A 25,231-nucleotide genomic window follows, 5' to 3' on the forward strand; every position below is an offset into this window, starting at 1 on the left:
AGATTGTCACTTTGCTTGTGACTCTTAACAGAAAAGCCTGCGTAATCGCAGGCTTTTTTCGCTCTAGCCCTCCTTAATAACGAAGATTGCGTGCCGTAGTCGCTGCTGCTCTAGCCGCTCTTACTTTTGGATGATTACTGGCTGCACGAGCACCAGCCCTCATTGCAGCTCCACCTGCTTTATTAGCAGCCCCGCCAATTTGCTTGCCGATACCTGCCGCTGCGCCACCCTGTGCACCAATGCTTCCTGCAGCTCCGCCTACAGCTCCGCCTGCAGAAAATCCAGCAAGTAAGAATCCAGTCGTTTTCATGCCAGCCCAGCCCATCATTACTACAAATAAAGCTGGCATAGCAACCAGTGAACCCCACAACACAAAGTCCGACACCCAGTACGCCGCGCCATGATCTGTCCAGGGCATCATTCGTGTTGCAACAGCACCAAAACCTTGGTTCATGTACAGCCCCGCCAGCACTTTAGAATCTAACCAGCGCGACAGTTCCCAGAAAAACGTTAGGAAGTGAATAGTGAACATCCCGAATGACAGCTGGAACAATGCTCCAAACGAATACCCACTCAGCACCAGGACAATAGGTATAGAAATGACCAGCACCATGTAGGCTATTGCCTGAAACATCGGTAATGCTGATCGCATGGCCTGCACTTGTGCTTCAGCCTTATCTCGCTCGCTGCCAAGCGGCCCCGTTTTTAGGGTAGTGGATGTATTGTTAATCAATTCACGAACATAGTCGTACATGCCCGCTAGGCCAGTCTCGGTGCTGGGACCCATATTGTAAAAAGGATTGCCCATTTCTTTTGAGCGTTCCATAGAGCTAGGGCTTACCAGGTTACGGATCATGCTATCTGTGCTGTTTTCTCCCCAGCGAAATAAGCCTGATGCTTTTTCGAGCAAGTCAGGCTCGATTTGAGCAGCTAAGCGAGTACGTAATCCATTCTTTGAGTCCAGCCACCAGTTTTTACAGATTGGGTAACCGCCCCCATCGCGGCCAGGAGCCAAACCCTCATCTCTATTCGCATCCCAAGGAAACAGACGCTGGGGAGAGAGGGCGCGCATGCTGTCATAGTAGCCACCGGTGTCCATAAATACTTTGGAACCAATCCAACCTGCCTCCCACTTCGTAATCAGTCCGCTTGCGTCGGTCCAACTTTCTGTCACATTCTTGTCTCGGAATAGTTTGACACGGGCTTGGGCATAGCATTCGTTTGTAAATTGAGCGACTTCCTCGATGAGGTTTGGATCAGCGATTCGCTGATTATCAATCTCGAACATGGTTGAACGAATATCGCCATTGCATGGGATAGAGGCGATTGCTGTCCCAGTGATTGATTTCGATATTAAATGAATCAAGTTAAACCAAACAGGCACGTTAGGTTTGAGGTTGCCAATAGTAGAAAACTCACCGCCCCATTGTGTTTTGTCGTGCTCCATTTGCGTAACACCACATGAGGTCGTTGTGTCCACCTTGATTTCCCCCAAGCTCAAAGCTGGCCAAGGAATACATGCAAACAATATGACCACGTAAATCTGCCACATCCGGGTTTCAACGCCTTTAGTTACAGCCTCAACGTCCACACCCCCTTTTTGTCGAGCCTCTAGCATTGACTGAAGAAAAAGAATAATGATGGGTACAAGCGCAACACCACTGGCAGTGAGCGCATTCCAAATGCTGTTACTAATAGCCCAGCCCAGCATTGTTAGGTAATACTCAAAATAGCTGAATGTCGTCATTCCCATGACTTATCCCTCGAAATAGCCGATATAGTTTGAAATTTCGTTTGCCAGCACAATCAGGAGGCCGTAGTTCCGGATTTTTCTTAGATAGGCAACGTGCTCAGCATTACCCTGAGCACTGTGTCGACGGACAAGATAAACGTAGAAGGCTGCTACACCTAAATACAGTACTACCCGCCAAGCTAGCCAATGATTGGCTAACTCAGCATTTCGCTGAAGCACAGCAACAGGGTCCCCCCCATTGAGCAACAGTTGGATCGTGTAAAGCAGAGCTGTAACAATAAAGGTCAAAAATATTGCGAAAATTAGTAAATGTCTTTTGACAAACTTGATCACTGCGTTGCCTCCTGTCCCTTTTCTGCTTGCTGGATCCGATCAGGTGATGCATCCGCTTCGAGCACAAACCCAGACTGAGCACGTGCCGCAGCGGCGCGATTAAGCGCAGCGGTAGCAGTGTTGCTGGCTAGATCACGACGCATATCCATTTCCATCTTCATGGAATCAATTTCGGCCTGCAGGTTGGCAACTTTGTCTGATACGTGCTGTTTCGCTTCGGCTACTTTCTGAACATCAGGGTTTTGCGCACCTGTCATCAGAAGCCGCATGAGCTGCATGCCTTTCCAGATGATGTCAGCCAGTGAAATCTCAGAAAGCAGTCGCTGAGACAGCACTTGACCGTCAGGGTCATCGCGTAGAGCTTCAATCACACTACGGGATACTGGCAGCATTGGTGTTGATAGTTTACGCAGCTCCTCTTCCGATATTTTTTGGGTTTTGTCCAACAGCTTGAGCATTATTTCGGCTTTTTCCTCATACACCTCATCTGCCAAGTGGAGCAGTCCAGTGCCCGGTTTAACTACTGATGGGTCACACCCATCTTGGCACGTTGCAAGCTCAGTTTCTCCAACAACTTTTTTCGCAAACTCCGCTGCTATTTGAGGTGAACTCCACAAAGTACAAATTGCAGCACCGTTACATTGAGCTGCAGTTACCATGGCGTTCGTGTTTGAAGTACGACCTACAGTTGTGTTGTAGGCACGGCGGGTTATGTCCTCAGTGAAGGCAATCGGTTTTTGTCCAGCGCCACCACGCTTTTCACCCATCCACTCAATACCGTTTTCGGTACCGTCTGCCTCAGCTTTTTTCTCTGCGGCAACACTGTCGCCATCAGTTGCTCGTATAGCTGATTTCATAGCTTCAGCTTTCGCGAGTGAAGCAACGCTTGGTCCGCCATCAAGGTATGAGCCTGCTTGATCCAGGATTGCTTGACATGACATCTTGGATCTATCGAAATCGACTCGGGCCTGTAAAACACCGTTGCTGAGCAACTCATACAACCCAGGATTAGAGCGTTGAATCAGCATTGCTGGCAGACTCATGATCGCGCCAGTTGCTGATTCAACAATACCACCCATAATACTTTTAAATCCGTCAGTCGAGCCATTCAACTGGTTTTTAATAGTCGATTGTAGATCCATGTTTCCGCACATCATGTCAGCTTTCCACTGAATACCGAACCCAATGCCTGGTGGGACTATACGTGTGCTTGCTGCCCCATAAGCAGCACCCCCTCCCAGCTCATAACTCAGTTTGTCGTTTACGGCTGTACCTGATACTTTTTCGTAGGGTCGTTCACGAATATCAAACGCATGAGATGATGTGCTCGTTGCCAGAAGCACAGCAATAGCCAATAATTTTAGTGTTGTGTGTGGTGTCTTTATGTTCATTGTGTGTCCTTACTGGCCAATTGAATATAAAAAAGTCCCTTTAGGCTCACAGCAGCGGTAAGGCCGCCAAAGCGCATAGGCATAGCCACCTTGTTCGTCTTGCTCTACGAGACCGGTGGTAGGCCAAACTTCGCAACTGTTTGAGACAGAAGGGTGTAGTTGCTGCCATTTGTGGGTTTTCATGCTGCCCTCAATGAGAGGGTCCTCATAAGAGCCTGGCGGCCACCAGCCACGGCTTTCTTTTCGACGTGCGTGAATGCTCTTGTACACGTGGGGTTGACCTGTTCGGACAACAAAGTCTGCTGCTCGCTGAGCCATCACAGCACCGGCTTTTCCGTCATCCCCTTGAACTAAAAAGCCTTGTCGAGGGTACACAGAACCCCAGCCATTCATTCCTTTCTGGATTTCTCGCCGACCAGGAATAATAGATTGTGGGTACAGCATCTCTGTTACGCCCCAACGCCATCCCGGCACATCCAAAGTGGAAAGGTAATACGGCCTGAAGCCAGTCGTTGCGCTGTCGCAGATGTAATCGCCCATGTTGCTGAGGACATAATCAGCAGGGTGTCCGATAACGTCAGCATTTTTGAATCTAGGAAGGTTGTCACGTTTGTTATTCGGGGTGATTAAGTTGCCACCACCCTCTGCTCCAGGCTTTGCACTGCCTAGAGATGACATCTCAGACCAAGGGTTTGCTCCAGTATTGGCATAGCTGGAAACCACCACTTCTGGAATGTAGTGCTTGACCTTCATGCTGGTTCTGACTTTACATGGGTAGCACTTCAGCCAGAAACAAACCCCAACAACACTCCACTCCATACATTGAGTGTTGGCTGTGGCTGCGACTATTTGTGCGGTGTTAACGGCATGGGCAGGTGTTGAAAATGCAGTACTCGTTATTGCAGCGCTGGCAAACACCAGCAAACTGCAGAATGCTCTGAGAAAAGATTTCTTTATAGTGTTCAATTTCTTATCCTCACCAGCGAGTGCGGAACATCATATTCACCGTAACTCACTAGAGATCTCTCACCCTGAAGGCGAGTTACGATAGCGGGGATATGCGTAACATTGAGACTCCATGCAAGTGACAGACCTGCATAGGCATCCAGAAGCGCTTGCTCGTCCATGACTCGACTCAGCTGATTTCTAACGGCCTCAAAATCTTCAGATTTCATGTTTTCTGAAAGATCAAAGTGGCTAATTGCTTGTGTTAGCTCTTCTTCAATTCGGAGCACCTCATCTAAGTAAATAACCGGATACCCTCCGTCATCCGTAAACTCATTGGACCGGTCGGTAAACAACAGCACCTGCATGTCTGGCTTATCGGCGGCGTATGCAAATGTGCCAATGAGCATGGCCACACATGTCAAAACGTTGCACATTAAATTACGAATGCTCATAGCAAGACCTTTCTTTGTCTGAGCAAGGCTTTTTCAGCATTGGGTTGATAACCTCTAGGAGCAGCTCTAGAGCTTCCAAGTCCATAGGATTTGGAGATTGCTGCAGACGCCTCACTTCTTGCAGTGAAGCAATCAGTACCGGCGTTAGCGGTACGTTGAACTCAATCTGTGCAGGCATCTTCCAGTCCTTCTTCTACGTCAACTTCTTTACAGGCGGCGTCAGTTTGGCTAGAAAACAGATGTTTCCATGGCATCGGTTGGATTCCACGTGCTCGGTCAATTTGTTCGGCAACGTGGAATGCGGCCTCAAGCTCTGAACAGTTGTGTTCTTCCATTAAGATCATTCGTTCACGTTTCTCCTCACCTTCAGTCATCGCTAAAGCTAGGAAAAGCGAAGGTGGAACAGCACGAAAAAGAAAGTCTTGGTTGCGAGATAAAACGACTCCTTCGGTGTACTTTTGGGGCTCTTTGTTAGCAGATAGCAGCAGGGCTTCCTGTGCGGGAGTTAGCTCTTTAAATCGAGCAATATCGTTGATCTCTTGCTTAGGCATTACCAGACAGATCCACCACTCAATCATATTGAGCATTGTTTCTGCAGAGCCTGGGAAGTCGGCCAAGTTTTGAGTCGCGAGCCAGAACCAAGCGCGTAACTTACGCCACATTTTTGTGATCTTTACAGCATAAGGCGCAACCAGCGGGTTCTTGGTGATCATGTGACCCTCGTCCGTGATCATCACGATGTCACGACCCGTGTACTGGTCGCGTTCGGCAATATTGTTGACCGTGTTCATCAGCGTTATGTAGCTGATCGCCATTTGTGCTTCGTATCCCTCACGTGCAAAAGTGGCTAGGTCAACAATGGTGACATCAGCTTCAGGCCAACTGGATCCTGCACGGTTGAACATTTCTCCATCAAAACCTTGAGTGAAAAGGCGCATTGCAGAGGCCATGTCTCTGTATCGGGTACGCAAATCACCTTCTTCGGCATCAGCTCTACGCTCAAACGCCGCAATCACATCCTCTGTCAGAACAGGCCTTTGTTCTTTCGTGCACCTTTGGGCCGCTTCTAAAATACATGCTCGAATCGTGCTTTCATCTGCTCGGTTCAAGCGTTCTATTTCACGTAGCTCTCCACCGGTGATCATCAGTTTAGCCGTGATGGCCAGCTCGCCTAAGATGTCGCGTTCTTCATCGGTTTCTTCCGGCTCTTCGTTTACATCAATGTTTTTCTGATGTTCAGGCTCACAGAGCAGTCGTGCATCAGCAAATGGTGCCAGCGTCACTGGAGAGCCAGGCTTGAGTGAAACTTTGTTCACTGAGAGGCCCATCAGTTTGAAAAAATCTGCTAGTAGCCCAAATGAGTTACCGGCTTCAACGACAAATAACCGGGGACGATACACAGCCATCAACTGAGCCATGAGAGAGACCAGCGACGCCGACTTACCTGAGCCTGTTGGCCCGAAAATAAGCGCATGTGCATTCATCGAACGGTCAAGTCGACTGAGCGGGTCAAATGTTACTGGCGCACCACCTCGGTTAAAAAAAGTGATGCCAGGGTTGCCGGTTCCTGTGGTGCGTCCCCAGAACGGGGCTAAATTGGTGAAGTGCTGTGCAAACATGAGCTTGCTGTACCACAGTTTTTTATCTAACTGTGGCTTGAAAACCATGGGTAACCAGCGGATGTATGAATTACAGGGTGCAATTTCATCTGCAGGCTCTACTGGTTGTAGCCCCGCCCCCAATAATTTGTTTAGCAGTAACACCGAATTGTCTTCTAGCTCTTTTTCAGAGTCAGCTCGCATATAAAATGCAATAGAGCCTTGGTACAGCCGGTGTTTGCTGCCCATCATGTCTTTAGCTGAGTTGATGTCATCCTGGACTTGCTCAGACTCTAGGTTCTCACCAATGGCTTTTTTTGCGAGTCGATTTAGTCGATCTTCCAATATGTCTTGTGGAGTTAACAGCATGGTGAGCGACATCATTGTGTGCTCAGGGAGCTGGTCAAACAGAGCGTTATAGCCATCACCGGTTGCGATTTCTCCTGCAACCTGCCCAATAATGGGTGGCTTGCGGATACGGTCTACCACCATTACACGATGGGGGAGGCCGTCGAAGTACCAGTACCCCTTTTCGTGATCACTGATAGGCTCGCTATTAAATAGTTGTTCGGCAAAATCGTGATCGAACGGCAGTTCAAGTAAGCCTGTATCAGCGCTTTCGTCAGCTGTTTGTTTGTATGGGGCAGCTTTATAAAAGTCAGCTGGGTGCTCAAAGCCTTTGGGTTTTGGGTTGAAAAATGGCATGAGCCAGTTATAAAAACCTTCACCATCCAGACGCTTGGACGGCACGCCTGCACCGGCCAATGCGCCTGTAAGCCGCTCACAAACCTGCTCTAGCTGAGCAGTAGGTTCAACAACGAAGGAAGAATTGCTCTCACGCTCTGGAATCCAGCGGTACAGGCATAGATAAACTTGTCGACTTTTTCCACGCCACGGTAGTTTTGTAACGCGTTCATCAAGGAACAGCCCACCTGGTTTTGAAATAGCTACCAGATGATGCTCCATAAGCTCCAGATAATGATCTGTGAAATGTGTGCCGTGGGCTTTATCACTGTCTTCCTTGCGGGCATCACGAGATTTAATGTATTGCTCCAAGTTGCCCATATATTCAGCTGTTGAGTCAACGTCCTGGCAGAATAGTTGAATCACCCAGGGACTGTCTTCAACCTCTTTAAATGAATCCTGCAGAGCATCTTCAATCATGTCTCGGACAGATTGAAGCCAGTCAGGCATTCGACCTTCGGTTCCTATTGGGCGTAATTCAAAAACAGCACCAACACTGCGGCCATCTTCTAGCAAAAAGCACTTATGATCAGACAGGTACTCCACCCAAGGAAGGTATTGGGGAAAGCCTGGGTGCTTGTCGTCATACAGCTTTTGCTCGTCAGCAATAGTTGCTCTAGTAGGCTCACCAGAAAGCTTAATATCGGCGGTTGTATTGCGCTTAAACAGAGTTAGCATCAATAGTCCTCCAGTCGCTCGCCAGGCATGGCGTACTGCACTTTGTTGTATAGTGGGAAAACAGTTGAATAACCGGGTACTGGAGCACCTTCAGAGCCAGCTAGGTGCGGATAGACGTACATAACGAGATCTGGGTTAGGCAGTCGTTTGAATTGGCTATAAATTTCATTAGCAGCCGTTCGAGTGTAGGCTTGTTGATTGGTGATATGAGAATCATCAATCGAGCGTCGCAAAACGCTACGTGCATCCATTAGGTCTTGCTGCATGCCACCACCACCGGCGTTACGCCAAATGTCATGCATTGTCGTTTCGCCGTGCGGAAAGGTTTTTTCTTTGTTTGTGCTGCACCCCGACACTAGGACGGCAGCGGCAATTAAACTAATCAAGCCAAATGATTTCATCGTGTTCTTCATTGTGTTTAACCTTGCGTCCAAAATTTTCGTAATCGAGAGTGATTTCACGGTCAATATGTACAGCGACCTCTTGGTGGGGAGGCACATAAACAGCAGCAAATGCCTGGCCGTACATTTTTCCTACCCAATCCTGAATATCGCCGACACCTCTTTGCAAAATCGCATTGAATGCCTGATCGTTGTCAGTGATTGTGGTGCCACCGGCAGAAACCTGTACGTTGTTACCATCACTGGAGAAGATGCGGGCGATTGCAGCACCTGCTGCTGTGATCAGGCTGTTATTGGTGATGTATTCCTTGGCATTGGACTTGCGGTCCCCTGCAATGCACGGAATACCAAAGGGGTCACTGATGTAGCCAATACCACCTGTAATGCTGTTACGGTTCTGGCTACCTGATGAACTGCGGTTACGCTGTATTTTTTCAGGCTCCGGAAGGGTGCGGATGGTGCCGTCTTCAAAAATAAAGGTGATGGTTTCTACCTGACCGCGAACACAGGAAAGAGTCCAGTCACCTTGAGCTGTGCCTGACATCACAGCACCGCTAATTTCTGGTAACTCAATACCGTTGGCAGCTAAGTTATCCTTGCCCAGCAGAACCTTGAAGGGGTAGGGGTCATTCACCGTACCGTCAACGGGTACACGGCCAATAAGTGCAGTCATGCTGATCGAGCCAAGCAAAGTTGAGTTTTCAGCAATTGTGAAGACTGGATCCACGTTATCGTTACGGTTCTTGGCCTCTTTACTGTCGTCAGGAGAGCCTAGTGAGCTCTTTGCAGCTTGCTGCTGTTTGTCCAGGACTGAACCATCGAGAGGGTTCTTGAAAGAAGATGGAAAAGCGAAAGGACTGTCCTTGACTCCACCTCGGGTATCAGTTTCAAGTCCATCACTCGGATCTATCCAAATAATCTCAGCTGCGTTCTTGCTTTCTTCCTGTTCCAGTCCTAGACCAATTGGAAAATCGGACATGCTTCCGTTGGAAACTTTGTTTTCAAGCTCAGACATCATCTGCATCATTTGGCTTGTGAGTTGCTGGGCTTCTGCTTTAACAGCATCGCTTTCACTGTTGGCACGAGCGAGAGTCTGCTCCATGCGCTTTTCCCATTCACGGCTGCGTTCTTCAAGATCACGATTGGTATCAGATAATTGATCATTTTTATCGTTAGCTGATTTGATTTGAGTACGCATGTGGCGTAACTCACCGACCAGGGTACGCAGGGTATCCGCAGGAGTGTCGCCCTCAATGCCAAGTTCACGCGCTTCTTCTTGAGTGAGCATCAACTCTGCTGCAGCGCGCTGTGAGTCTGAAGGTTGGCGGGGTTGAGCAAATATGATGATCAAAACGCCTATGATCAGGGCGGGCACCACAAACTTGAATAAAACATTACTTTTCATGGCTTAGCTCCTGGGTAGATTCAGGTGCCATCAAAGCCAGAGGTAAGAATTTTTCTAACCCCCCATGGCGGGTGATCATATAGGCAATAGTCGTGTCTTCAGGGGTGCCAAGTGAGCCTAGCCAAGCGTGCTGAAAAGCCACTGAATACAGATTGGCTTGCACGTCTCTAGGATCCAGTTCAACTTTACCTGCGCGTTGATGCTGGATACGCACCGCTGTAAGGGTGTAACTGCCCAGTTTAAAAGCCGCGACTGCTTCCGCTTTGATGGGTAGCATGGGTAAAACAGGTAAGTTTCCTGAAACTTTGACAGGCACTTGCCTGAGTCCCGCAACGGGTTCAACTGTGCGCATTGGCGCATATAGCATTTGTGCTGCATAGCGAGTAAGCGCAACAGGTGCGGGAATGCTTAATGCTTTATTTTGTACTTTAGCGAGCTGCTCCTTTGATTCAGTGCTGCGCTGATATTGAACATCCCCATCGTATAGAATCCGCATTGGCTCAAGAGGCTTATCCGTTGCCGGTACTGTGCCAATATCCAGCAGGATTAGCTCACCTGTTTCAACATCCTGAACCTGCAGTCGTGATGGTTCAATTTCGTCAGTTGCTAGTAGATACAGGGCTCCTGATGCTGACTGGACGCGTAACTGGCCAGTAAGCTGGCTAGACACACCCACTCGGACATTTTTATCAAGAAAAATAACCCGTTCTTGGTCTTTAACCAACGGTACAGGGATTGGCAGACGTTCCCATTGGATCAGCTCAATAGCAAAGGCTGGTGCGCAGCTCAGTAGCAGCCCTACAGCCATAATTCGTTTTAAACTAGACTTCATAGAGCACCTTCACCTTCAATTTCCAGTCGTTGAATTTGACCTGCAAAACAATCCAGAGCGAGGCCGTAAGGGTTCTGCTTTGGATCAACGTCATGGCGCAGAACCCGAAGCGGGTAGCGTGATGCGCTACGTTTTACGGGCTCGTTCAAAAAATACTCATCAGCGTTAAGATCCAAATTTACAATCCATGAGTTTCTTGAGTCCTGGATGACTCGGTATTCAGGGTTATCAATAAATCCACGTCCTATTAGTTCGTATATTCCACGAACTCTGTTCCGCAACTCGCCGGCTGTTCGACGCTTTTTAACGTCATCCTGTAATTCGGCGCGACAGGAATCCGTTAACAGATGCCTCATTCGCTCAATATTTTTTTCATAATCAATATTGCCGTCATTGGGCCAGCGATTAAGTTGTTGATACACATATAGTCCAAAGCCATAGACGCTTTCAGGCGGAACATCCCACCACAAGCGAGTTGAGCCCGAGCGTAAGTCGGGTGGAACATGCACTGTCAAATTGTCAGGAGCTGTTTTCCAGCCATAGAAAAAAGCACCGGCAACAATTGCAATCCCCACAATGGCTCCTCGCAATGTATTGATATGAGCTTTTTGCTGATCAATCGTATTTTTAAACCGGCTCACAGTTATCTCTCCAAACTGGAATTGTTTGATTTACGTTGAATATGTTTCTCATCTCGTCGAATTGACCAAGGTCCAGAACGTAAAATTAACTCTGCTCCTTGCCCCATCGGGAATCCTTTTTTGGCCATCTGGTACTGGACTACACGGTAGATCCATGTGTTTGGCTTGCCGCGTTTAAGTCGGCGAATCATTCCACCTCCGAACACAATCGCAATGCCGGGTCCAATGAGTAAAATTGAAGCGAGTAGCGCAGTAGTCTCACCGGTCAAAGCCATTAGAAATAATCCTAAGGGTAGGCCCATAGCTGCTCCTGTTCCCCCTACAAGAAACAGTTCATCCGAGGTCATACCTCTAAAGACAGTTGGATCTCGGTCAAGGCGGCCCGGCAGAAATAGCACAGTGCCGTCCGGGGCTTTTTCAAGTGATGACATACTTCGCTCCTTGCTTCATATTTGATCTAGTAAAGGGTTAATTATTGGGCGTTGATACCAGTCAGGGCGCTAATGCCGCCCATTTTTCCGAGCATCCAGAAAACAACAACGAGCATGATTGCACCGACCAGTGCTACCGCACCGAAATCTGTCCAAGTTTTCTTGCCTTTCTGCACTTCGCTAAATACCGCGATGGCATAGTAGGCAACACCCAGAAAGCCTAATGCTGCCACCACCAATCCTGCGAAGTTGAAACCCTGACCAGCAGTCCCTTTTGCATCCTTCAAAAATTCTTTCGCGTCAACGCCACCAAAGCTTCCTCCATTGGCAAAGACAGGCGCTGTAGCGATGCTGCAGAACAACATGAGTAATGTATTGCCTGCAGTGGCTTTAACTTTCTGTAATATTTTTAGCATTTGATTTTTCTCCAATTTATGTAAGTTTTATGTTGCAAATCTTGCAAAAAATGCAATTAGGATCATGATTAAAAGAGTCGCTCGTATATAAACCCCCCCTGCATCGCCGAAAGTAATCCTCCTCTTTACCCAGGCTTGATAAGTGTTGATTAATAGCCAGGCAGCCCATAACAACGCGAGCGCCATTAAAAATAGGGAGAACAGTTCGTAGAACATTGCTGACCCGGCTCCACCGGCGGCAGTTGTGAATGCCGCTTGTTGCTCTGCTGTGAGGCTCATTTCGAGCTCTCTGAGGCAGTAGTGTTGAGTTCACGCCTGTCACGAGTGTATGAACTCGCCAGCTCTCCGTGCAGTTCCCGAGGCTGGGCGCGGTTGGGCGTCATGTAATGTTCAATGCCAAGCTGGATTTTTTTGAGATCACGCTCCAGGCTTTCATAGTCGAACCAGAAGCGCTCAGTTTCTGTAGGTGTGATTTTTTCGTGTGCAGCAACAGTGATCCGCTGTGCATTTTTTACTTGCTTCAGAATGAGAGAAAGTTGCTCACGCTCAAAAACCTCACTGGCTATTGCTTGTGTGGACAACAGGCCGCTAAGGACCAATGTGAATGTGATTTTTTTAAATCGTGAAAAATGAAAACAAGTATCCATATCAGTCGCTCCGCACGTGTGCTGTTATGGATACCTACTTTATGCGGTTCAAAAAAAAAGAATGCAAAAACCCGATACTCGTGGCAGCGGATTAAATTGCAGTCAAAATTGGCTCTGCTTGTGTGGTTCTTAGAGATACTTCTTGAACGTGGCAATTGTTACGACGATGGCCACGCCAAGCGAAATCGCACAAGGAATTAGGATTAACTGAGGATGTATGGAAATCGGGGCGGCTAGATAAAGCACCCAAGGAGCAAAGATTAACGGAACGATCATCATTTTTGCTCGGTGATAAATGAAGCTGCTTTCACGCCCAGCTCCAAACTTACGGATATCTCTTCGCATTAGTCCATCTACTGACGCCGTCATAATGCTGAGAATAAACAGAGGAATTGAAAGCACTAGAATCGACAATCGAATCATAAAGGTCATGATGACAAACATCGTTGCTAAGATGTAGTCCTCAGCAATAAGGTAAGCAGTGGCCACGTAAGCAGCTGTACCGTTATTTGCTGCCATGGCCGGTGCGTTTCGAGACAGATCGGCTAAGCCAGTTTTGACAAACAACCAATCAAATATGGTGTCAAGAATAACGCCAATGGTTGCACCTGGGGAACTTAGAATTAGTGACTGTTTGAAACCATCATCCAGCCAGCTTAGTTCTGTATCAAGCATGTCTTTGCTATGTTTCCAGCCCTCATCTGGCCACCATAGGGCGATACCAACGTATTCAATAAGCAAAGATATCACGAGAGAAATAAGTAGCAGTCCGATCACTTTCCACATCATTCTCCAGGCTTTACCGACGAAGGTTTTCGGTTCTTGGGGCTGCTGTTGGGTTTTTTGTTCAGCCATCAGTAATCACCATCATCCATGTCAACATGGTCATCAGTGTCATCATCACTATCATAGTCGTAATGATCATCAGTACTTTCGAAATCAGTACCATCCCTAGATAGAGTGTGAAATGCATCGCCTAATGACTCGAAGCCAGTGAGGCCGTTTAGGCCAGCCAATGATGTGGCTGTGGTTGCACTGCTGCTGCTCCACCATGCTCCTGCATTTTCGTTATAATCTTTTCGCATCTGCATTGCTAATTCCTGCAGGTTGTCCGGCAGATTTTCGTCTGGATCAGGTTTTGGTAGCGGCATACGCACTTTCCAAAGCTGGCCACCCTCCTGCAGTGAGAACATCTGACCTTTAGGTAGCTTTACGATATGGGCTGGCTCTAACAGTGGCATGCTGGTGGCACTGACCCTGTCTTGTGAGCTTGAAGTGAAGTCTGTGGCACTGTCTGGGTCTGAAGAATCGGTTGCACCTGATACCAAGGTGTTGGTCAGCACGTTCACTTTCTGTAGCTGTTTAGTTAGCAGTTCGGCGGTTTTGGTCTCACGCACACGTAGCATCTGCAGCGTGTTGAAGTTACCGACTACTTGACCAGCCTTGGCCGCATTACCAATTCGTGCCTCGATGTCACTGATGGTCTGAGTGTAAGCGGTCACCTGCATACCGGCACCACCGCCTTTATTGATTAGAGGGATAAACTCATCACCCATGAGTTCGTTAAATTCATCTGCATGCAAGTTGATCGGAATCTTGTCTTGGCCAGATCCACCAGGTACACCTTCGTCAATACCGTGCTTGTAAATGTGCCCAGCAACTGACACAAGGTCAGCAAACATTGAGTTACCAACGGCTGATGCAACCGTTGAGTCCGACATTGCATCCAACCCCACATAAACCACACCCCGTTTACGGATGATTTGCATCCAGTCAAAAATTGGGCGTGGATCTGTCATATCGAGATAGTCGGGAGCCAGAAGCTCTGCTGTTTTACCTGTTGTCAGTTTTTCAAGAAGCGGTAAAAGCGAGGCTACAATTTTGTCAAAATATGTCCGGTCATACCGTACCGCTGAACGCAGTCCATCCATCACCGGATCGTAAAAGCCTGTTTGCGCAATGTACTGCTCAACTGCTACTACTCGCTTATCACGACCTTGCATATTTCTGGGGATGTTTTTGTCGTTCAGTTTGTTTTCTATTTCTACAATAATTTCCCAGGCATTTTTATGACCTGCTCGTTCAAAAGCGATATGGGCGTATTCAATGAATAGCTCATCAATGTTTACAACGTGTCGTGCAATTTGAATGTAGTCGGGCCGGTGTCCGAGTTCGTTTAGTGCTTTTGCAATAATGTTTACAAACCGCCACGCAAACTCGCGGAATGCCGCTGAGTTGCCCTCTCCAGACAGTTGACCTGAAACCCGTCCAGCGACTTCTGAAATACGCCCAAAGCGACCAATGGCGTTGTATCGAGCCGAAATTTCTGGATAGCCCAAGTGAAACACATAAAATTCTTTTTGGCGGCCTGCACGCTTGCATTCCATGTACATCCGTTTCAAAAGGTCTGCATCACCCTTGGGGTCAAACATAATTGTTACGTCACCCCGGTGGATGTCCTGTGTCACGTAAACCTCTGCAAGCCGAGTTTTTCCTACTCGTGTTGTACCAACGACAAGCGTGTGTCCAACTCGCTCAGAAAGAGGTGTGTAGGCATCTTTTTCGTTTGGTTCAACTCCGTGAATGAATGCCGAACCACCCACGGGTGGCAATGGACGGACAGGATTCCAAGGTGAATCAAGCTGCGTCAGTTTCGGGATAAATGACAGGATTGATGTCGTTCCTTCGAGTTTCTTCTCTAGAGATCGGGCTGTACGAAATAGCTTTGAAGGCTCAACAAAGTGTGCTGCCTGTGGGTCTTGGGCATCCATGAGTCGTTGGGTATGAATGCGGGTCCATTCAAATCCTTTACCCATAAATAAAAATTTATTACTGACAGGTATTTGACTGCTGGTCATTTCATAGACTGGCAGACGTTTTAAGTTGCGGCGATACCGGAGGACATCCATACCTTGCTTAAAGCGTATGGCTCCGATCAGGCCGTAACAACCCCCAGCTGCCCAACCCATACTAGGAGCAAGCGCAACGGCCCACGGCGAATGGACACACAATGCCGCCGCCCCGAAGCAGGTCCATGCAGTATAAAACTCAACGGCAGGACGTAGTTTTGACTCAAGGATATGTTTGGCCATGCTTTTGCTCCCTATTGCTCAATGCTGGTTTTAGTGATGAGCACCGGATAGTGTTTCACGCCAATATGTTTCGCTAAATCATCGCCAGGTATTGGTTGCAGCATCAGGTCTGGAGCTATCGTCTGCAGTTCGGCCATTGCTGCAGCGGTGGGTACATTCACAACAAGTCCTAGAGCATTAAGCTGTTTCAAAATGCTGGAGCGCTCTGAAAGCCATTGCGCAGAGAGCTTGTCGTAACCGATCATGAAAACAGGTTGCACTAGCCCGCTAGCACTAAGAGTTCTGGACTGGACTGCACCTGGCGTAAGTTGGCTGGTTACTGGAAATGCCGAAAACTGTCCTGGCTTTTGTAGGCGTATATCAGGAAGCGGTTTCACAGTTTTCTCACCTGAATCAACGCTTAAAGAATCGTAGTAACGCAGCGCGGAAACACCGCCTCGTTGTATCACCAGAGGTTCTAGGCGTTCTGGAGTCTCTGGCGTGTTCGCTGTCGCAATTGTCGTCGAGGTGGCTGCAATACAGCTGGCTAGCAATAAAAATAAGCGCTTCATTTCAGAGTCTCATGTGAGTGTTTTGGGTTTATGGCTGCTAGGCGGTGCTGTACTGAGTTTTGATAACGTGCAGCGATTGGACCGCCTGCTGGGTAGTGATACAGACCCGTGGCTGTCGCCCAGCTCCCTGAGTTGCTGTAATGGGTTCGCAGAAGTTTTGCAGCGACGTTGAGGTTTGCGTATGGATCTAGCCCGTCGCACGGAGTTCTAAATGCGTTTGGATTCCATCCGACATTGATCTGAGCAATACCCACGTCAATGTTTTTGGCATTGTGGGCCTTTAGTGCAATGTGCAGCGCTGTACATGCAGTCTGACGACTGTTGTAGTAATAGCTTTTCCCTGCCACATTTAATGTCCAAGGCCACGGACGATAACGACCTGATTTTTGTCGACGATTGGATTCTTGCGTAGCTACAGCATAAAGCACAGTAGGTGGAACTTGGTGTGCTGCAGCAATCAGCTGATATGCGCTGGGTATTGGTTCAGCACAGACTTGCTGTGTAACAACGCAGGCAAGACCGACAGCTAAATATCTATTTTTTGCCATGCCTGACCGACTCTTTTGAAAGCAAGTGGAAGCTGTTCAGGCTTGACGGCAGCTTGACCAGTAACCAGTTTCAGCTCATTCTTATTATGATTAAGCGTCACCAGGCGACGCTGCACTTGTTGCGGCTCAATACCGATGCTTGCAGCCCATTCTCGTATTGCATCATCACTTGGAGCGTCGATCACGTACACGTCGACTCGTTTCTGACTACCAGCAAATTTGCTGACAACGGCACTACACAGTGTACAATCTAGGCTTACAAACAGTGTAACGGGGATCTCTTGCAGCCCACCTGAAGGCAGTTGGTGCTTGAGAAAATCAGGCGATGGTTGAGCCTCACCAATCAAAACATTGCCAGGGAACTGCTCCTTAAACGCTTGGTTATAGGCTCGTTGGTATGCCAATTCACCCTCTACGCGATTAAATTCAGCAATAACTTGTAGCCTTGCATAACGCATACGTTCGACATCAGTTTTCGCTTCAACACCCAAAACAGTTAAAGGGTCTAGGCCTGGACTCCAGTATCCGCGCGGTCCCTCCATAAGGGTTTCATAACGCTTCCATTCATCTGCTTCAAGCCCCCAAGAGAGTGCCTTCTGGGCAGCGCTAAAACTCTGCTCAGTGTTAGATGTGTTACTACTTGCTGTCGTCTCCACCACATTGGTTTTATCAACTGTGGTTGATTGGGCTGAATGTAGGTTTGCTGAAAATATCACCCCGAGGGCAAGAACCAGTCGTTTCATTTTTCTGCCTCATCAACTTGGGTGTTTGAGGGACGTTTGTGAGTGATGAGTCGGGCTTGCGTGTAATCAGGGCGGACTTTAAAGCACACGCCTCGACGAGCCTCATCGACTTCAACCTGATAAGCAGGGCCAGCTAGTACTTGCAAGGCATTGCGTAGTGTTATAGGACCAATATTTTGGTGGGCTTTTGGCAACGGGAGTTTGTACAGAGTATCAATTGCGTTACCTGGTGTAGCTGTACACAGGCTATAACCTGAACCTGCTGTTATCTGATTTAGAGCTGTCTTTACGTTGGTATGCGGATTAGTGGTCTGGAACTGAATAATTTGAGCCAAAAGATCGCGCTGTTCAGCGGATGGCCGGGTGCTCACAATGCGGTAACGGCCTTCTCGGATAACGGGTTCGGGCTCACTAAATGCGCCTTTGGGGTAAATATCTGGAGTGAGTTGCTCTGGGTTTTTGGCTCCCCCTGGGATATAGGTAACAGTTGATTGCGGTTGATTACTGGCACAGCCGACAATAGTTAAGGCCACTCCGGTAAAGAAAATTATTTTGAGGTTCATGCTAAGCACTCCGAATGATGGGAGTTTGCATGATGTCGTGTGAGTTCAAATAAATCAGAAACAACCTGATATCCGAGTAAGCGGATTAAGTTTTTCGGATAAAAAGCCGCGCATTTTGTAAATGTGCGGCTTTTTTCACTGGTGGAGTGCGGTTTTTAGGTAGGCTTCCGCGAATGGCTTGTTTTCTGAGTTATCGAAATTCAGAGCAATAATGTAGCTGGGCTCTTCCCCTGGAATATGCAGTATGGACACGCTAATTAAATCGATTTTACTGAACAGCGTCATACGAACAAATATTCTATATTTATGATTCAGGCACGTAAATTAAACGCCCGTCATCCATTTTATACGTAACTCCAGCTTTGGCTCCTTGTCCCTGGCCAATTTCACCTGTCGACTCATACTGAGTAATTTCTTTACCCTCTTTAACAGTGATGCGCATATCAGCTTCTCCAGGGTTTTCAACCACCACAACATTCCCTTGCTTCAATGGATTCAGAGGGTTGGTGACGATAACGATCATTAAAATGCCAATAATAACTAAAAAAAGATCGACTAAGTTCACCACTGAGACAATCGGATCTTCGGCATCATCGAGCTCTAAAAAGCGCATGCTGACTCCTGTGACAAGCATTCAAATTGGCGTAACTCTTGCAACAACCATCGTCGGCGGATGGTTAAAATAAAGAAGCTTATACTGGCACTCAATAAGGCTAAAATTACTGCACTAAAGGCCACCACAAGGTTTTCACCCACGCCATCAATGTTGCTTTCAGTGAGCGCCAACATTGCAGGGCCCATGGGGATCATGGTCGCAATTAAACCCAGCATCGGGGTACTGCGCGTGGTAATACGCAGCCACTCCAATTGCTTTAAAATAAACAGTTCCAAGTCATCGCTACTTCCTCCATGTTCTGCCTGCCAAGAGAGTAAGACTGAAGTGTAACGTTTTCGCTGGCGTAGCCATGCTTCCCATAAAAAAGCGCCTAGTGCAAAGAGCGCGTAGGTTAAAGATAAAATAATTAACAGTAATACTGGGTATAAAAACACATGGGACAGTTGATACATGCTCTGTTCTAGGGCATTCATGATTTAGCACCTTGGCGTTGTTGGTTATTATAATGCTGGTACATGGCTCCTGCTGCGCAGACAGCGAGCAACAGCAGCCATATATAGCTCCATAAAGATGGGGTGGTAGGGTTTGATGGGGCAGGGATAGGTTCTAGTAGCTGTCCCGTAACGGTTTCGCCAGCTTGGCTGCTGCCTGGAGTGGTGGTGGGTGCAGTCAAACCAAATCCGAGCGCTAATTCATCGATAAAATCGCGAGTCAGTTGTGCGCCATTCGACTCTTCAGTGAGTTCTGTTAAGTCCTGCCAGCGCTCAACCAACTGTTGCTGAGTGAGTTCGTCGGCTGGCCAGTAGCCTTTACGAATCGCCTCAATTAAACGCTCGACGAGTTGGACTTGAGCACTGGGGTTATGCTGCTCAAACCATTCGTTAAGCTGTAAATCGCGCTTATCCATAACAAAGGTTTCATGCAGTTCTTGCCATTGATCCGCACGCACCATATTTTGATTCATAGCTTGCCAGCCCCACACATTGTTAATGGTATCGAGTATTTCTAATGTGCCTGCATAGCCTTCTGCTTGCATTGCGGCAATCCATTGCCGATTTAAAAAGTGGCTGCGTAACTCATCAGCTAAAAATCGTTCTGCCTTGGTTATTTTGGGTTGAGTTTTACGTAAGTCCGCAATATATAAATCGGGGGCTTGCCCATCTATAAATTCAATAGCGCGAGATAAGCCTCCTAGAAACTCAAAAGGATGATCGGTCGAGAGAACACCGTTGAGCTCGGATGAGCGTGACATAATTGCTAGCTCAGTACCCTTAAGCTGCTGGGAAAATAAGTTGCCTTGTGTTGCCGCTAAAGCAACGCCCCAGTGCTGAGTTCCATAGGCGTACTGCATGCGTGATAAAAACTGTTCAGCTAAAACGCTATCGTCTTCCCACTCGGTTGAGGCCATCGCTAGCTTAGAGACGCCTGTGCCGTAATCGCCGGGCTGATTGCTAAATAATCTGATCTGAGCCAGTTGTTTGGCTTGTTCCTTTTGCACACCGTTATCGAGCAATTGCTGCTCAATCAGTTTGCTGTGCTGTGCGATAGGGTTGTCATCTTCATCCAGTTGACTGAGGCGCTCAATGGCCCCAGCGAGTAGGTGCATAAAGCTATCAAATTGATCTCGATACACACTGGTGACTTGGACTACGGCATCAATGCGCGGGCGACCTAATTGCTGGCGTGGAATAATATCTAAAGCGATAAGACGGCCACCTTGATCCCAGCGTGGTTGCAGGCCTAAGGCATGTAAGATTTGGCTTTCTACCACACCTAAATGGCGTAAAGCCTCGGATGACCATAAGCTAAAGGCAATCTTCTTTGGAGTACTGCCAGAGTGCTGTTGTTGATGCTGTTTAAGCAGCTCCAGCAATGCTGTTCCCCCAGCCTTATATGCTGATTGTGTGGGGATTTTATCAGCTTCAAAAGCATAGATATTACGGCCACTGGGCACTTGTGGATTACGAACCGGATCGCCACCTGTTCCAGGCAAGACAAAACCGCCTGCTAAACCATTAAGTAAGGCTTGCAGCTCTTGTGGGTCTGAGAGATTTTCAAAGTTACTTGCACCGTCTTGCAGCAGTGTTAACAGGGCGGATGATGCATCTTGCGGTACGTTTTTATTTAAAATGTAGTCGGCTAATACTTGGTAGGGTCGCGACTCAGTGATCTGCTCAGCCTCAACTGCAAACACTTGCTGAGCATCAACCTCTAGAGTTGCATAGTAGGGCCCGCCAAGTTGTTGCATCACAGTGGTTAGGCGGTTTTGGACTGAGGCAGGCTCACCAAAGGTGTGCAATCCCAAAGGAATAGCCTCTTGCGCTAACAGCTGTAAGTGATCATGCAATTGGGCTAAGAAGGCTGCAAATTCAGTGGTTAATTGACTCGTTTGCCACTGCATGTCCTGATGTAGATTGAGCTCAGTGACTAACGCAATTATTTTATTCTGCGTTTGTTGCTGTGCTGCACCGAGCTCTAATTGTTGATATTCCTCAATCAGCTGGTTTAAGTCACGCAACTCGTCATAGAGTCCGCCGGGCGCAAAGGGCGGGGTTTGATGGCTGATAGTCACCGCACGACCGCGGCGTTTAGCTTGAATGGCCTCGCCAATATTATCCTGAATATAAGGGTAAAATACTGGGATATCGCCCACGGTTAAAAAGGGATAATCAGTCACTGAGAGCCCTCGATCTTTACCGGGCAACCATTCTTGTGTGCCATGTGTACCTAAGTGAATAATGGCATTTATAGACTGCTGATTTAGATAGCGGTATGCCGCGAGGTAGATATGATCAGGCGGGACTTTTGTATCATGATAGAACGCCTCTGGATCGCCGGCTCGCGATGGTTGCGGCAATAGAGTTAAATGCCCAAGATTAATCGCTGGAAATACAAACTGTAATTGACCATCAATCGAGTGCAGTGCCCAGTGCTTTTGTGCAGGCCCCCAGCGATTGACTAACGCACGCTGTTCGTCTTCGGGCAGCGTGGTTAAATATTGCTGGTAGTCTGCAAGTGGTAGGGTTTTCGCCAAACCTCGGTTGTACAAATCAGGCAAAGTTTCCGGGTGATAAACACCACTTAAAAGCTGTTGTGCAATGTCGATAAAATCCGTTTCACTCTGTGCTGTCACGGTATATCCGGCTTGGGTTAAAGCTTGCGTGATTTCTACTAGACTGCGGGGAACGTTTAAATGCGATGCGGCAATGTTTTTCTCACCCATGGGGTGGTTCCAAAATAGCAGTGCGATTTTTTTATCGCTGTTGGGCAACTGCTGTAACTTAATCAGCTGATTGGCCTTGTGCAGCACGCTGTCAATCTGCGCAGCCATTAAGGTCACACGCCCATCTTCCACTGCAGCAGTCACCATCGGGTCACTGAGACCCCAGCTTTCTGTCACGCTTAAAAAAGGCGCCACAGTACGAGCCGGTATACCTTGATCGGCTTGCAGCCATTGCTGCTCATTACCGTCACGGTAGGTTAGCGTTTGTAGCACAGGAATATTGAGCGCTGCGAATTCCTGCAAGCGCGCATTACCATTTTGCATATGCTGCATATTGATAAGTACGCGGGGTTTATGTTTAGCAAAAAAATCGGTTAAAACGGTCGCTTGTTCGCTATCAAACCAGAAGACAACCGGTAACAATCCCTGCGCTTCGCTGCGCTGAATCAATTCATCGATGGCAGAGGTTTGCATGTCGCTGATTTGCTGCTCGTTAATAGCAAAAGCCACCAGTGCACGGGGTGCTGTATACCGTTGCTCAGCCCAGGTAATGTAATCCTCTAACTCAGTAAAAAACTGCTCAGCTTGGGGATGATAAATGCCTTGCAGTGGTATTTTTTTTGATTCGGACAAGGTCAGTACCGGCTGATTTTTACTGTGTTTAACTAGGCTGGCAAACAGTTGCTGCATATTCTCTACACCGCCATAAGCATAGTAATCCAGCCAGAACTGAGCCAGCTCTTTAGGCAAACCATCGTATTGCGGACGCCCGCCACCCACTTGCATCCAAGGCTGCTGACGCTGCCAAGCCATATCCGCTAGATACTCGGTTACCCGCTCTGAATCATTGGGCCGTGGGGTATCTAGGATGACTAAATCACTGCTGTTAAGCTGCTGCAACACCTGATTTTTTTGTGTATGGCTGTCAGGGCGCAGCACCTCCAGCTGGACATCTTGAGCAGTTGCGATAGCCCGCAACTGCTCGAACTTATGCTCCAGCACAAAAGCACTGGCCACGATGGTGACCTTTGGCGTGGCATAGGCCAGACCGCTGAGTACAGATAATCCAATCACTAACCAATAACGCATTAGAAACCCACCTGTATGCTGAGATGATAGCTGCGTCCTGGCTCGGTATAATCGAACTGTTCATTGCTGTTGCTTAAACGCTTATTGGATAAATTACTAATACCTGCTTGTACGCTGGTATTTTTTGACAATTGATAGTTCATATCCCAATGCAGTAAATGGTAGGAAGGTAACTCATATTGTTGATCAAGACTGCCGGTGAGTTGGCTGCCGATATATTCATGACGTAACTGATTATTGAGTTGCTCGGTTAATTGCCATTGCAGGGTGTTATTCAGGAGATGCCGTGAGCGATCGCTTAAACGGTGTTTGCCTGTTCTATTCTTGGCATCCAAATAGGTATAGTTGCCATGCCATTGCCAATCAGAGTGAAAGGCCCAGTTCATCTCTAACTCCAGTCCGCGAATCCGTGCTTGATCAATATTTTCATAAGTGCGTTGCTCACGTCCGCGTTGGCCGCAATTAGCAGTACAGCGCGTGTGAATCAAATCATTGAGCTGGTTTTCAAAAAGGGTTGTGCCAAAGGTAAAAGCGTCTTGCTGGTATTCCACTCCCCACTCATAGGTAGTATTGGTCTCTGGCTGTAGATCGGGGTTCCCATAAATCGTAAAACGCCCACCTCCGCCGATACTGTTATAGGAGGCCGACAGTTGTTTTAATGACGGTGCTTTATAGCCACGGCCGGCTCCGATACGCATTTGCCAGTCAGGGTTAAATTGATACATAAGGTAAGCGCGCGGACTATGTTCCCAACCAAAAGCTTCATGCTGGTCAAGGCGGCTGCCCAACGTAAGCGACCAATCTTGTGCCAGCTGCCACTCATCTTGTAGAAATACAGCACGGTGAATGGCTTGATCCTGTCCATGGCTATTCACCGAGAGATCTTCTAATTCTTCTTTACGCCATTCGCTGCCCACGGTTAAGCGATGCTGATAAAAAGGATCAAAGGTGATTTGCCCATCAACGACGCTGCCGATGATTTTTTGCGGATCGTTGGATTTTTGTCCTGCGCTGCGATGGTTCTCGCGTTGCAATTGATTACGATAGCCGCGAACTTGAGTGTGCCCCCAGGACCAGTCTTTATCATGAGTTAAGGACATTTGTTGACGCTTTAAGACATCTGTCGATTCATATTCTGAAATGACTTTGCCTGCCGTTATTGTATTACGCCAGCGTTCTTCACGACCTTGGCTGTAGTCAAAAGTTAGGTCTTGCGTTGGGTCTAATTGCCAGCGTAGCGCCATGCCTAAATGATGATTGTCGTTGCCTTCTAAATCAGATAAACGCTTATCTTTGCTGAATGGTGTTTCTTGCTGACGCTGCACTTCTCCGGTTAAGGAGAGACTCAACCGGTCAGGAATGAGGGCGCCACTGATATATCCATTAACCTGATGCTGCTGCCCACCGTGTTGTTCTGGACTTTGCCCCGCTAAACGTACTGTGCCAGCCCAGTCTTCGCTGGGTGCTTTAGTGATGATATTGACAATCCCACCTAAAGCTTCTGAACCGTACAGAGACGACATAGGACCGCGCACCACTTCAATACGCTCAATGGTGGCTAGGGGAATCCAGTTTAAATCAAAGTCAGAGTGTGCAATTGCGCCGGCTGAAGGATTAATGCGCTTACCATTGATCAGCACAAGGGTATGTTCACTGGGCATACCGCGTAAGCTGATCCCTCGGCGCGACATTCCTATGCCGCTGAATTGAGCACTTTTGACGCCACGCAGTGCGTCTTTTAAATCCTGTATGGGACGTTTTTGCAATGCTTGTTGTGTAATGACACTGACGCTGGCAGGCGCATTACTCAAGTCTTGCTCAGTTGCTGTAGCACTAATTACAACGGTACCTAGATCGGTTGTAGTGTTCGCAAATGCCCAGCCCGCCTGACACACCAATACTCCGCACAGTCCGATTCTCTTGAAACAATTCATTATAAATATACTTATGTAATGTTATATTATTGCACTTTATACAGGTAAAACGTAACAAGGTAAAGTTATATTTAAAGCAGCATGGGTAATGCGTTGAGCGGTAGGGCGTAATATCTTTGTGTAATGTAGAGAGCAACGGCGAAAGCCTGAAAGCAACACCAAAGACGAACGAACGGGTCGCTCCAGTGGTTTATAGCCCTAT

Annotated in this window: 23 protein-coding genes and 1 pseudogene; all 24 read right to left on the reverse strand. The window is 47.8% G+C overall.

Translation table 11 applies throughout. The features are described 5' to 3' along the window. Positions 1-73: 73 nt before the first annotated feature. The 24 genes and pseudogenes from TOI97_RS02895 to TOI97_RS03010 all read right to left on the reverse strand — a co-directional run bounded on the left by TOI97_RS02895 (position 74) and on the right by TOI97_RS03010 (position 25,029). Positions 74-1,747: a conjugal transfer protein TraG N-terminal domain-containing protein gene (locus tag TOI97_RS02895; RefSeq protein WP_321552623.1), complete on the reverse strand. Its 1,674-nt coding sequence runs from the start codon at positions 1,745-1,747 to the stop codon at positions 74-76. A gap of 9 nt (positions 1,748-1,756) precedes the next feature. Beyond that, entirely contained in the window at positions 1,757-2,086 is a 330-nt protein-coding gene (locus tag TOI97_RS02900) for a hypothetical protein (protein WP_321552624.1), read from the reverse strand. Then, positions 2,083-3,477, reverse strand: coding sequence for an integrating conjugative element protein (locus tag TOI97_RS02905; protein ID WP_321552625.1), 1,395 nt, complete (start codon positions 3,475-3,477; stop codon positions 2,083-2,085). Before TOI97_RS02905 ends, TOI97_RS02900 begins: the two co-directional genes overlap by 4 nt. Positions 3,478-3,486: 9 nt before the next feature. After that, positions 3,487-4,401 carry a TIGR03756 family integrating conjugative element protein gene (locus TOI97_RS02910; protein WP_321552692.1) on the reverse strand — a complete coding sequence of 305 codons (915 nt, stop codon included), beginning with the start codon at positions 4,399-4,401 and terminating at the stop codon, positions 3,487-3,489. 38 nt (positions 4,402-4,439) lie between these two features. Continuing rightward, positions 4,440-4,877 carry a DUF1525 domain-containing protein gene (locus TOI97_RS02915; protein WP_321552626.1) on the reverse strand — a complete coding sequence of 146 codons (438 nt, stop codon included), beginning with the start codon at positions 4,875-4,877 and terminating at the stop codon, positions 4,440-4,442. Between the two features lie 161 nt (positions 4,878-5,038). Then, a complete protein-coding gene (locus tag TOI97_RS02920) occupies positions 5,039-7,897 on the reverse strand; it encodes a conjugative transfer ATPase (protein WP_321552627.1) in 2,859 nt (952 codons plus the stop codon). Continuing rightward, positions 7,897-8,310 carry a TIGR03751 family conjugal transfer lipoprotein gene (locus tag TOI97_RS02925; RefSeq protein ID WP_321552628.1) on the reverse strand — a complete coding sequence of 138 codons (414 nt, stop codon included), beginning with the start codon at positions 8,308-8,310 and terminating at the stop codon, positions 7,897-7,899. Before TOI97_RS02925 ends, TOI97_RS02920 begins: the two co-directional genes overlap by 1 nt. Beyond that, positions 8,276-9,703 carry a TIGR03752 family integrating conjugative element protein gene (locus tag TOI97_RS02930; RefSeq protein WP_321552629.1) on the reverse strand — a complete coding sequence of 476 codons (1,428 nt, stop codon included), beginning with the start codon at positions 9,701-9,703 and terminating at the stop codon, positions 8,276-8,278. The genes TOI97_RS02925 and TOI97_RS02930 overlap by 35 nt, the downstream gene beginning before the upstream one ends. Continuing rightward, positions 9,693-10,535: a TIGR03749 family integrating conjugative element protein gene (locus TOI97_RS02935; protein ID WP_321552630.1), complete on the reverse strand. Its 843-nt coding sequence runs from the start codon at positions 10,533-10,535 to the stop codon at positions 9,693-9,695. Before TOI97_RS02935 ends, TOI97_RS02930 begins: the two co-directional genes overlap by 11 nt. Next, complete coding sequence (locus tag TOI97_RS02940) at positions 10,532-11,176, reverse strand: PFL_4703 family integrating conjugative element protein (protein ID WP_321552631.1); 645 nt, start codon at positions 11,174-11,176, stop codon at positions 10,532-10,534. The genes TOI97_RS02935 and TOI97_RS02940 overlap by 4 nt, the downstream gene beginning before the upstream one ends. A 2-nt stretch (positions 11,177-11,178) precedes the next feature. Beyond that, complete coding sequence (locus TOI97_RS02945; RefSeq protein ID WP_321552632.1) at positions 11,179-11,607, reverse strand: TIGR03750 family conjugal transfer protein; 429 nt, start codon at positions 11,605-11,607, stop codon at positions 11,179-11,181. Positions 11,608-11,648: 41 nt separating this feature from the next. Beyond that, positions 11,649-12,023: a TIGR03745 family integrating conjugative element membrane protein gene (locus tag TOI97_RS02950; RefSeq protein ID WP_321552633.1), complete on the reverse strand. Its 375-nt coding sequence runs from the start codon at positions 12,021-12,023 to the stop codon at positions 11,649-11,651. 27 nt (positions 12,024-12,050) lie between these two features. Continuing rightward, on the reverse strand, positions 12,051-12,302 hold the full coding sequence (locus tag TOI97_RS02955) for a TIGR03758 family integrating conjugative element protein (protein WP_321552634.1): 252 nt from the start codon (positions 12,300-12,302) through the stop codon (positions 12,051-12,053). Then, positions 12,299-12,670, reverse strand: coding sequence for an integrative conjugative element protein, RAQPRD family (locus TOI97_RS02960; protein WP_321552635.1), 372 nt, complete (start codon positions 12,668-12,670; stop codon positions 12,299-12,301). The genes TOI97_RS02955 and TOI97_RS02960 overlap by 4 nt, the downstream gene beginning before the upstream one ends. Before the next feature lie 129 nt (positions 12,671-12,799). Then, positions 12,800-13,525 carry a TIGR03747 family integrating conjugative element membrane protein gene (locus tag TOI97_RS02965; protein WP_321552636.1) on the reverse strand — a complete coding sequence of 242 codons (726 nt, stop codon included), beginning with the start codon at positions 13,523-13,525 and terminating at the stop codon, positions 12,800-12,802. Positions 13,526-13,686: 161 nt separating this feature from the next. Then, positions 13,687-15,762: pseudogene (gene traD / locus TOI97_RS02970) on the reverse strand (type IV conjugative transfer system coupling protein TraD); the annotation flags it as partial. Positions 15,763-15,773: 11 nt separating this feature from the next. After that, complete coding sequence (locus tag TOI97_RS02975; protein ID WP_321552637.1) at positions 15,774-16,313, reverse strand: integrating conjugative element protein; 540 nt, start codon at positions 16,311-16,313, stop codon at positions 15,774-15,776. After that, positions 16,310-16,861 carry a transglycosylase SLT domain-containing protein gene (locus TOI97_RS02980; protein WP_321552638.1) on the reverse strand — a complete coding sequence of 184 codons (552 nt, stop codon included), beginning with the start codon at positions 16,859-16,861 and terminating at the stop codon, positions 16,310-16,312. The genes TOI97_RS02975 and TOI97_RS02980 overlap by 4 nt, the downstream gene beginning before the upstream one ends. Further along, complete coding sequence (locus tag TOI97_RS02985) at positions 16,840-17,604, reverse strand: TIGR03759 family integrating conjugative element protein (RefSeq protein WP_321552639.1); 765 nt, start codon at positions 17,602-17,604, stop codon at positions 16,840-16,842. The genes TOI97_RS02980 and TOI97_RS02985 overlap by 22 nt, the downstream gene beginning before the upstream one ends. After that, the gene (gene pilL2, locus TOI97_RS02990; protein ID WP_321552640.1) at positions 17,601-18,167 is read right to left on the reverse strand and encodes a PFGI-1 class ICE element type IV pilus protein PilL2; all 567 of its coding nucleotides are present in this window, start codon (positions 18,165-18,167) and stop codon (positions 17,601-17,603) included. Before pilL2 ends, TOI97_RS02985 begins: the two co-directional genes overlap by 4 nt. Positions 18,168-18,471: 304 nt before the next feature. Then, the gene (locus TOI97_RS02995) at positions 18,472-18,780 is read right to left on the reverse strand and encodes a DUF2149 domain-containing protein (protein WP_205341689.1); all 309 of its coding nucleotides are present in this window, start codon (positions 18,778-18,780) and stop codon (positions 18,472-18,474) included. After that, positions 18,768-19,256 (reverse strand): MotA/TolQ/ExbB proton channel family protein, encoded by a 489-nt coding sequence (locus tag TOI97_RS03000; RefSeq protein WP_205341688.1) that lies wholly within the window; start codon positions 19,254-19,256, stop codon positions 18,768-18,770. Before TOI97_RS03000 ends, TOI97_RS02995 begins: the two co-directional genes overlap by 13 nt. Next, on the reverse strand, positions 19,253-23,095 hold the full coding sequence (gene cobN, locus TOI97_RS03005; protein ID WP_321552641.1) for a cobaltochelatase subunit CobN: 3,843 nt from the start codon (positions 23,093-23,095) through the stop codon (positions 19,253-19,255). The genes TOI97_RS03000 and cobN overlap by 4 nt, the downstream gene beginning before the upstream one ends. Further along, positions 23,095-25,029 carry a TonB-dependent receptor domain-containing protein gene (locus TOI97_RS03010; RefSeq protein WP_321552642.1) on the reverse strand — a complete coding sequence of 645 codons (1,935 nt, stop codon included), beginning with the start codon at positions 25,027-25,029 and terminating at the stop codon, positions 23,095-23,097. The genes cobN and TOI97_RS03010 overlap by 1 nt, the downstream gene beginning before the upstream one ends. Positions 25,030-25,231 lie beyond the last annotated feature (202 nt).

This window comes from Denitrificimonas halotolerans (genome assembly GCF_034259425.1).
In the GTDB taxonomy this organism is placed as follows: Bacteria; Pseudomonadota; Gammaproteobacteria; order Pseudomonadales; family Pseudomonadaceae; genus Denitrificimonas; species Denitrificimonas halotolerans.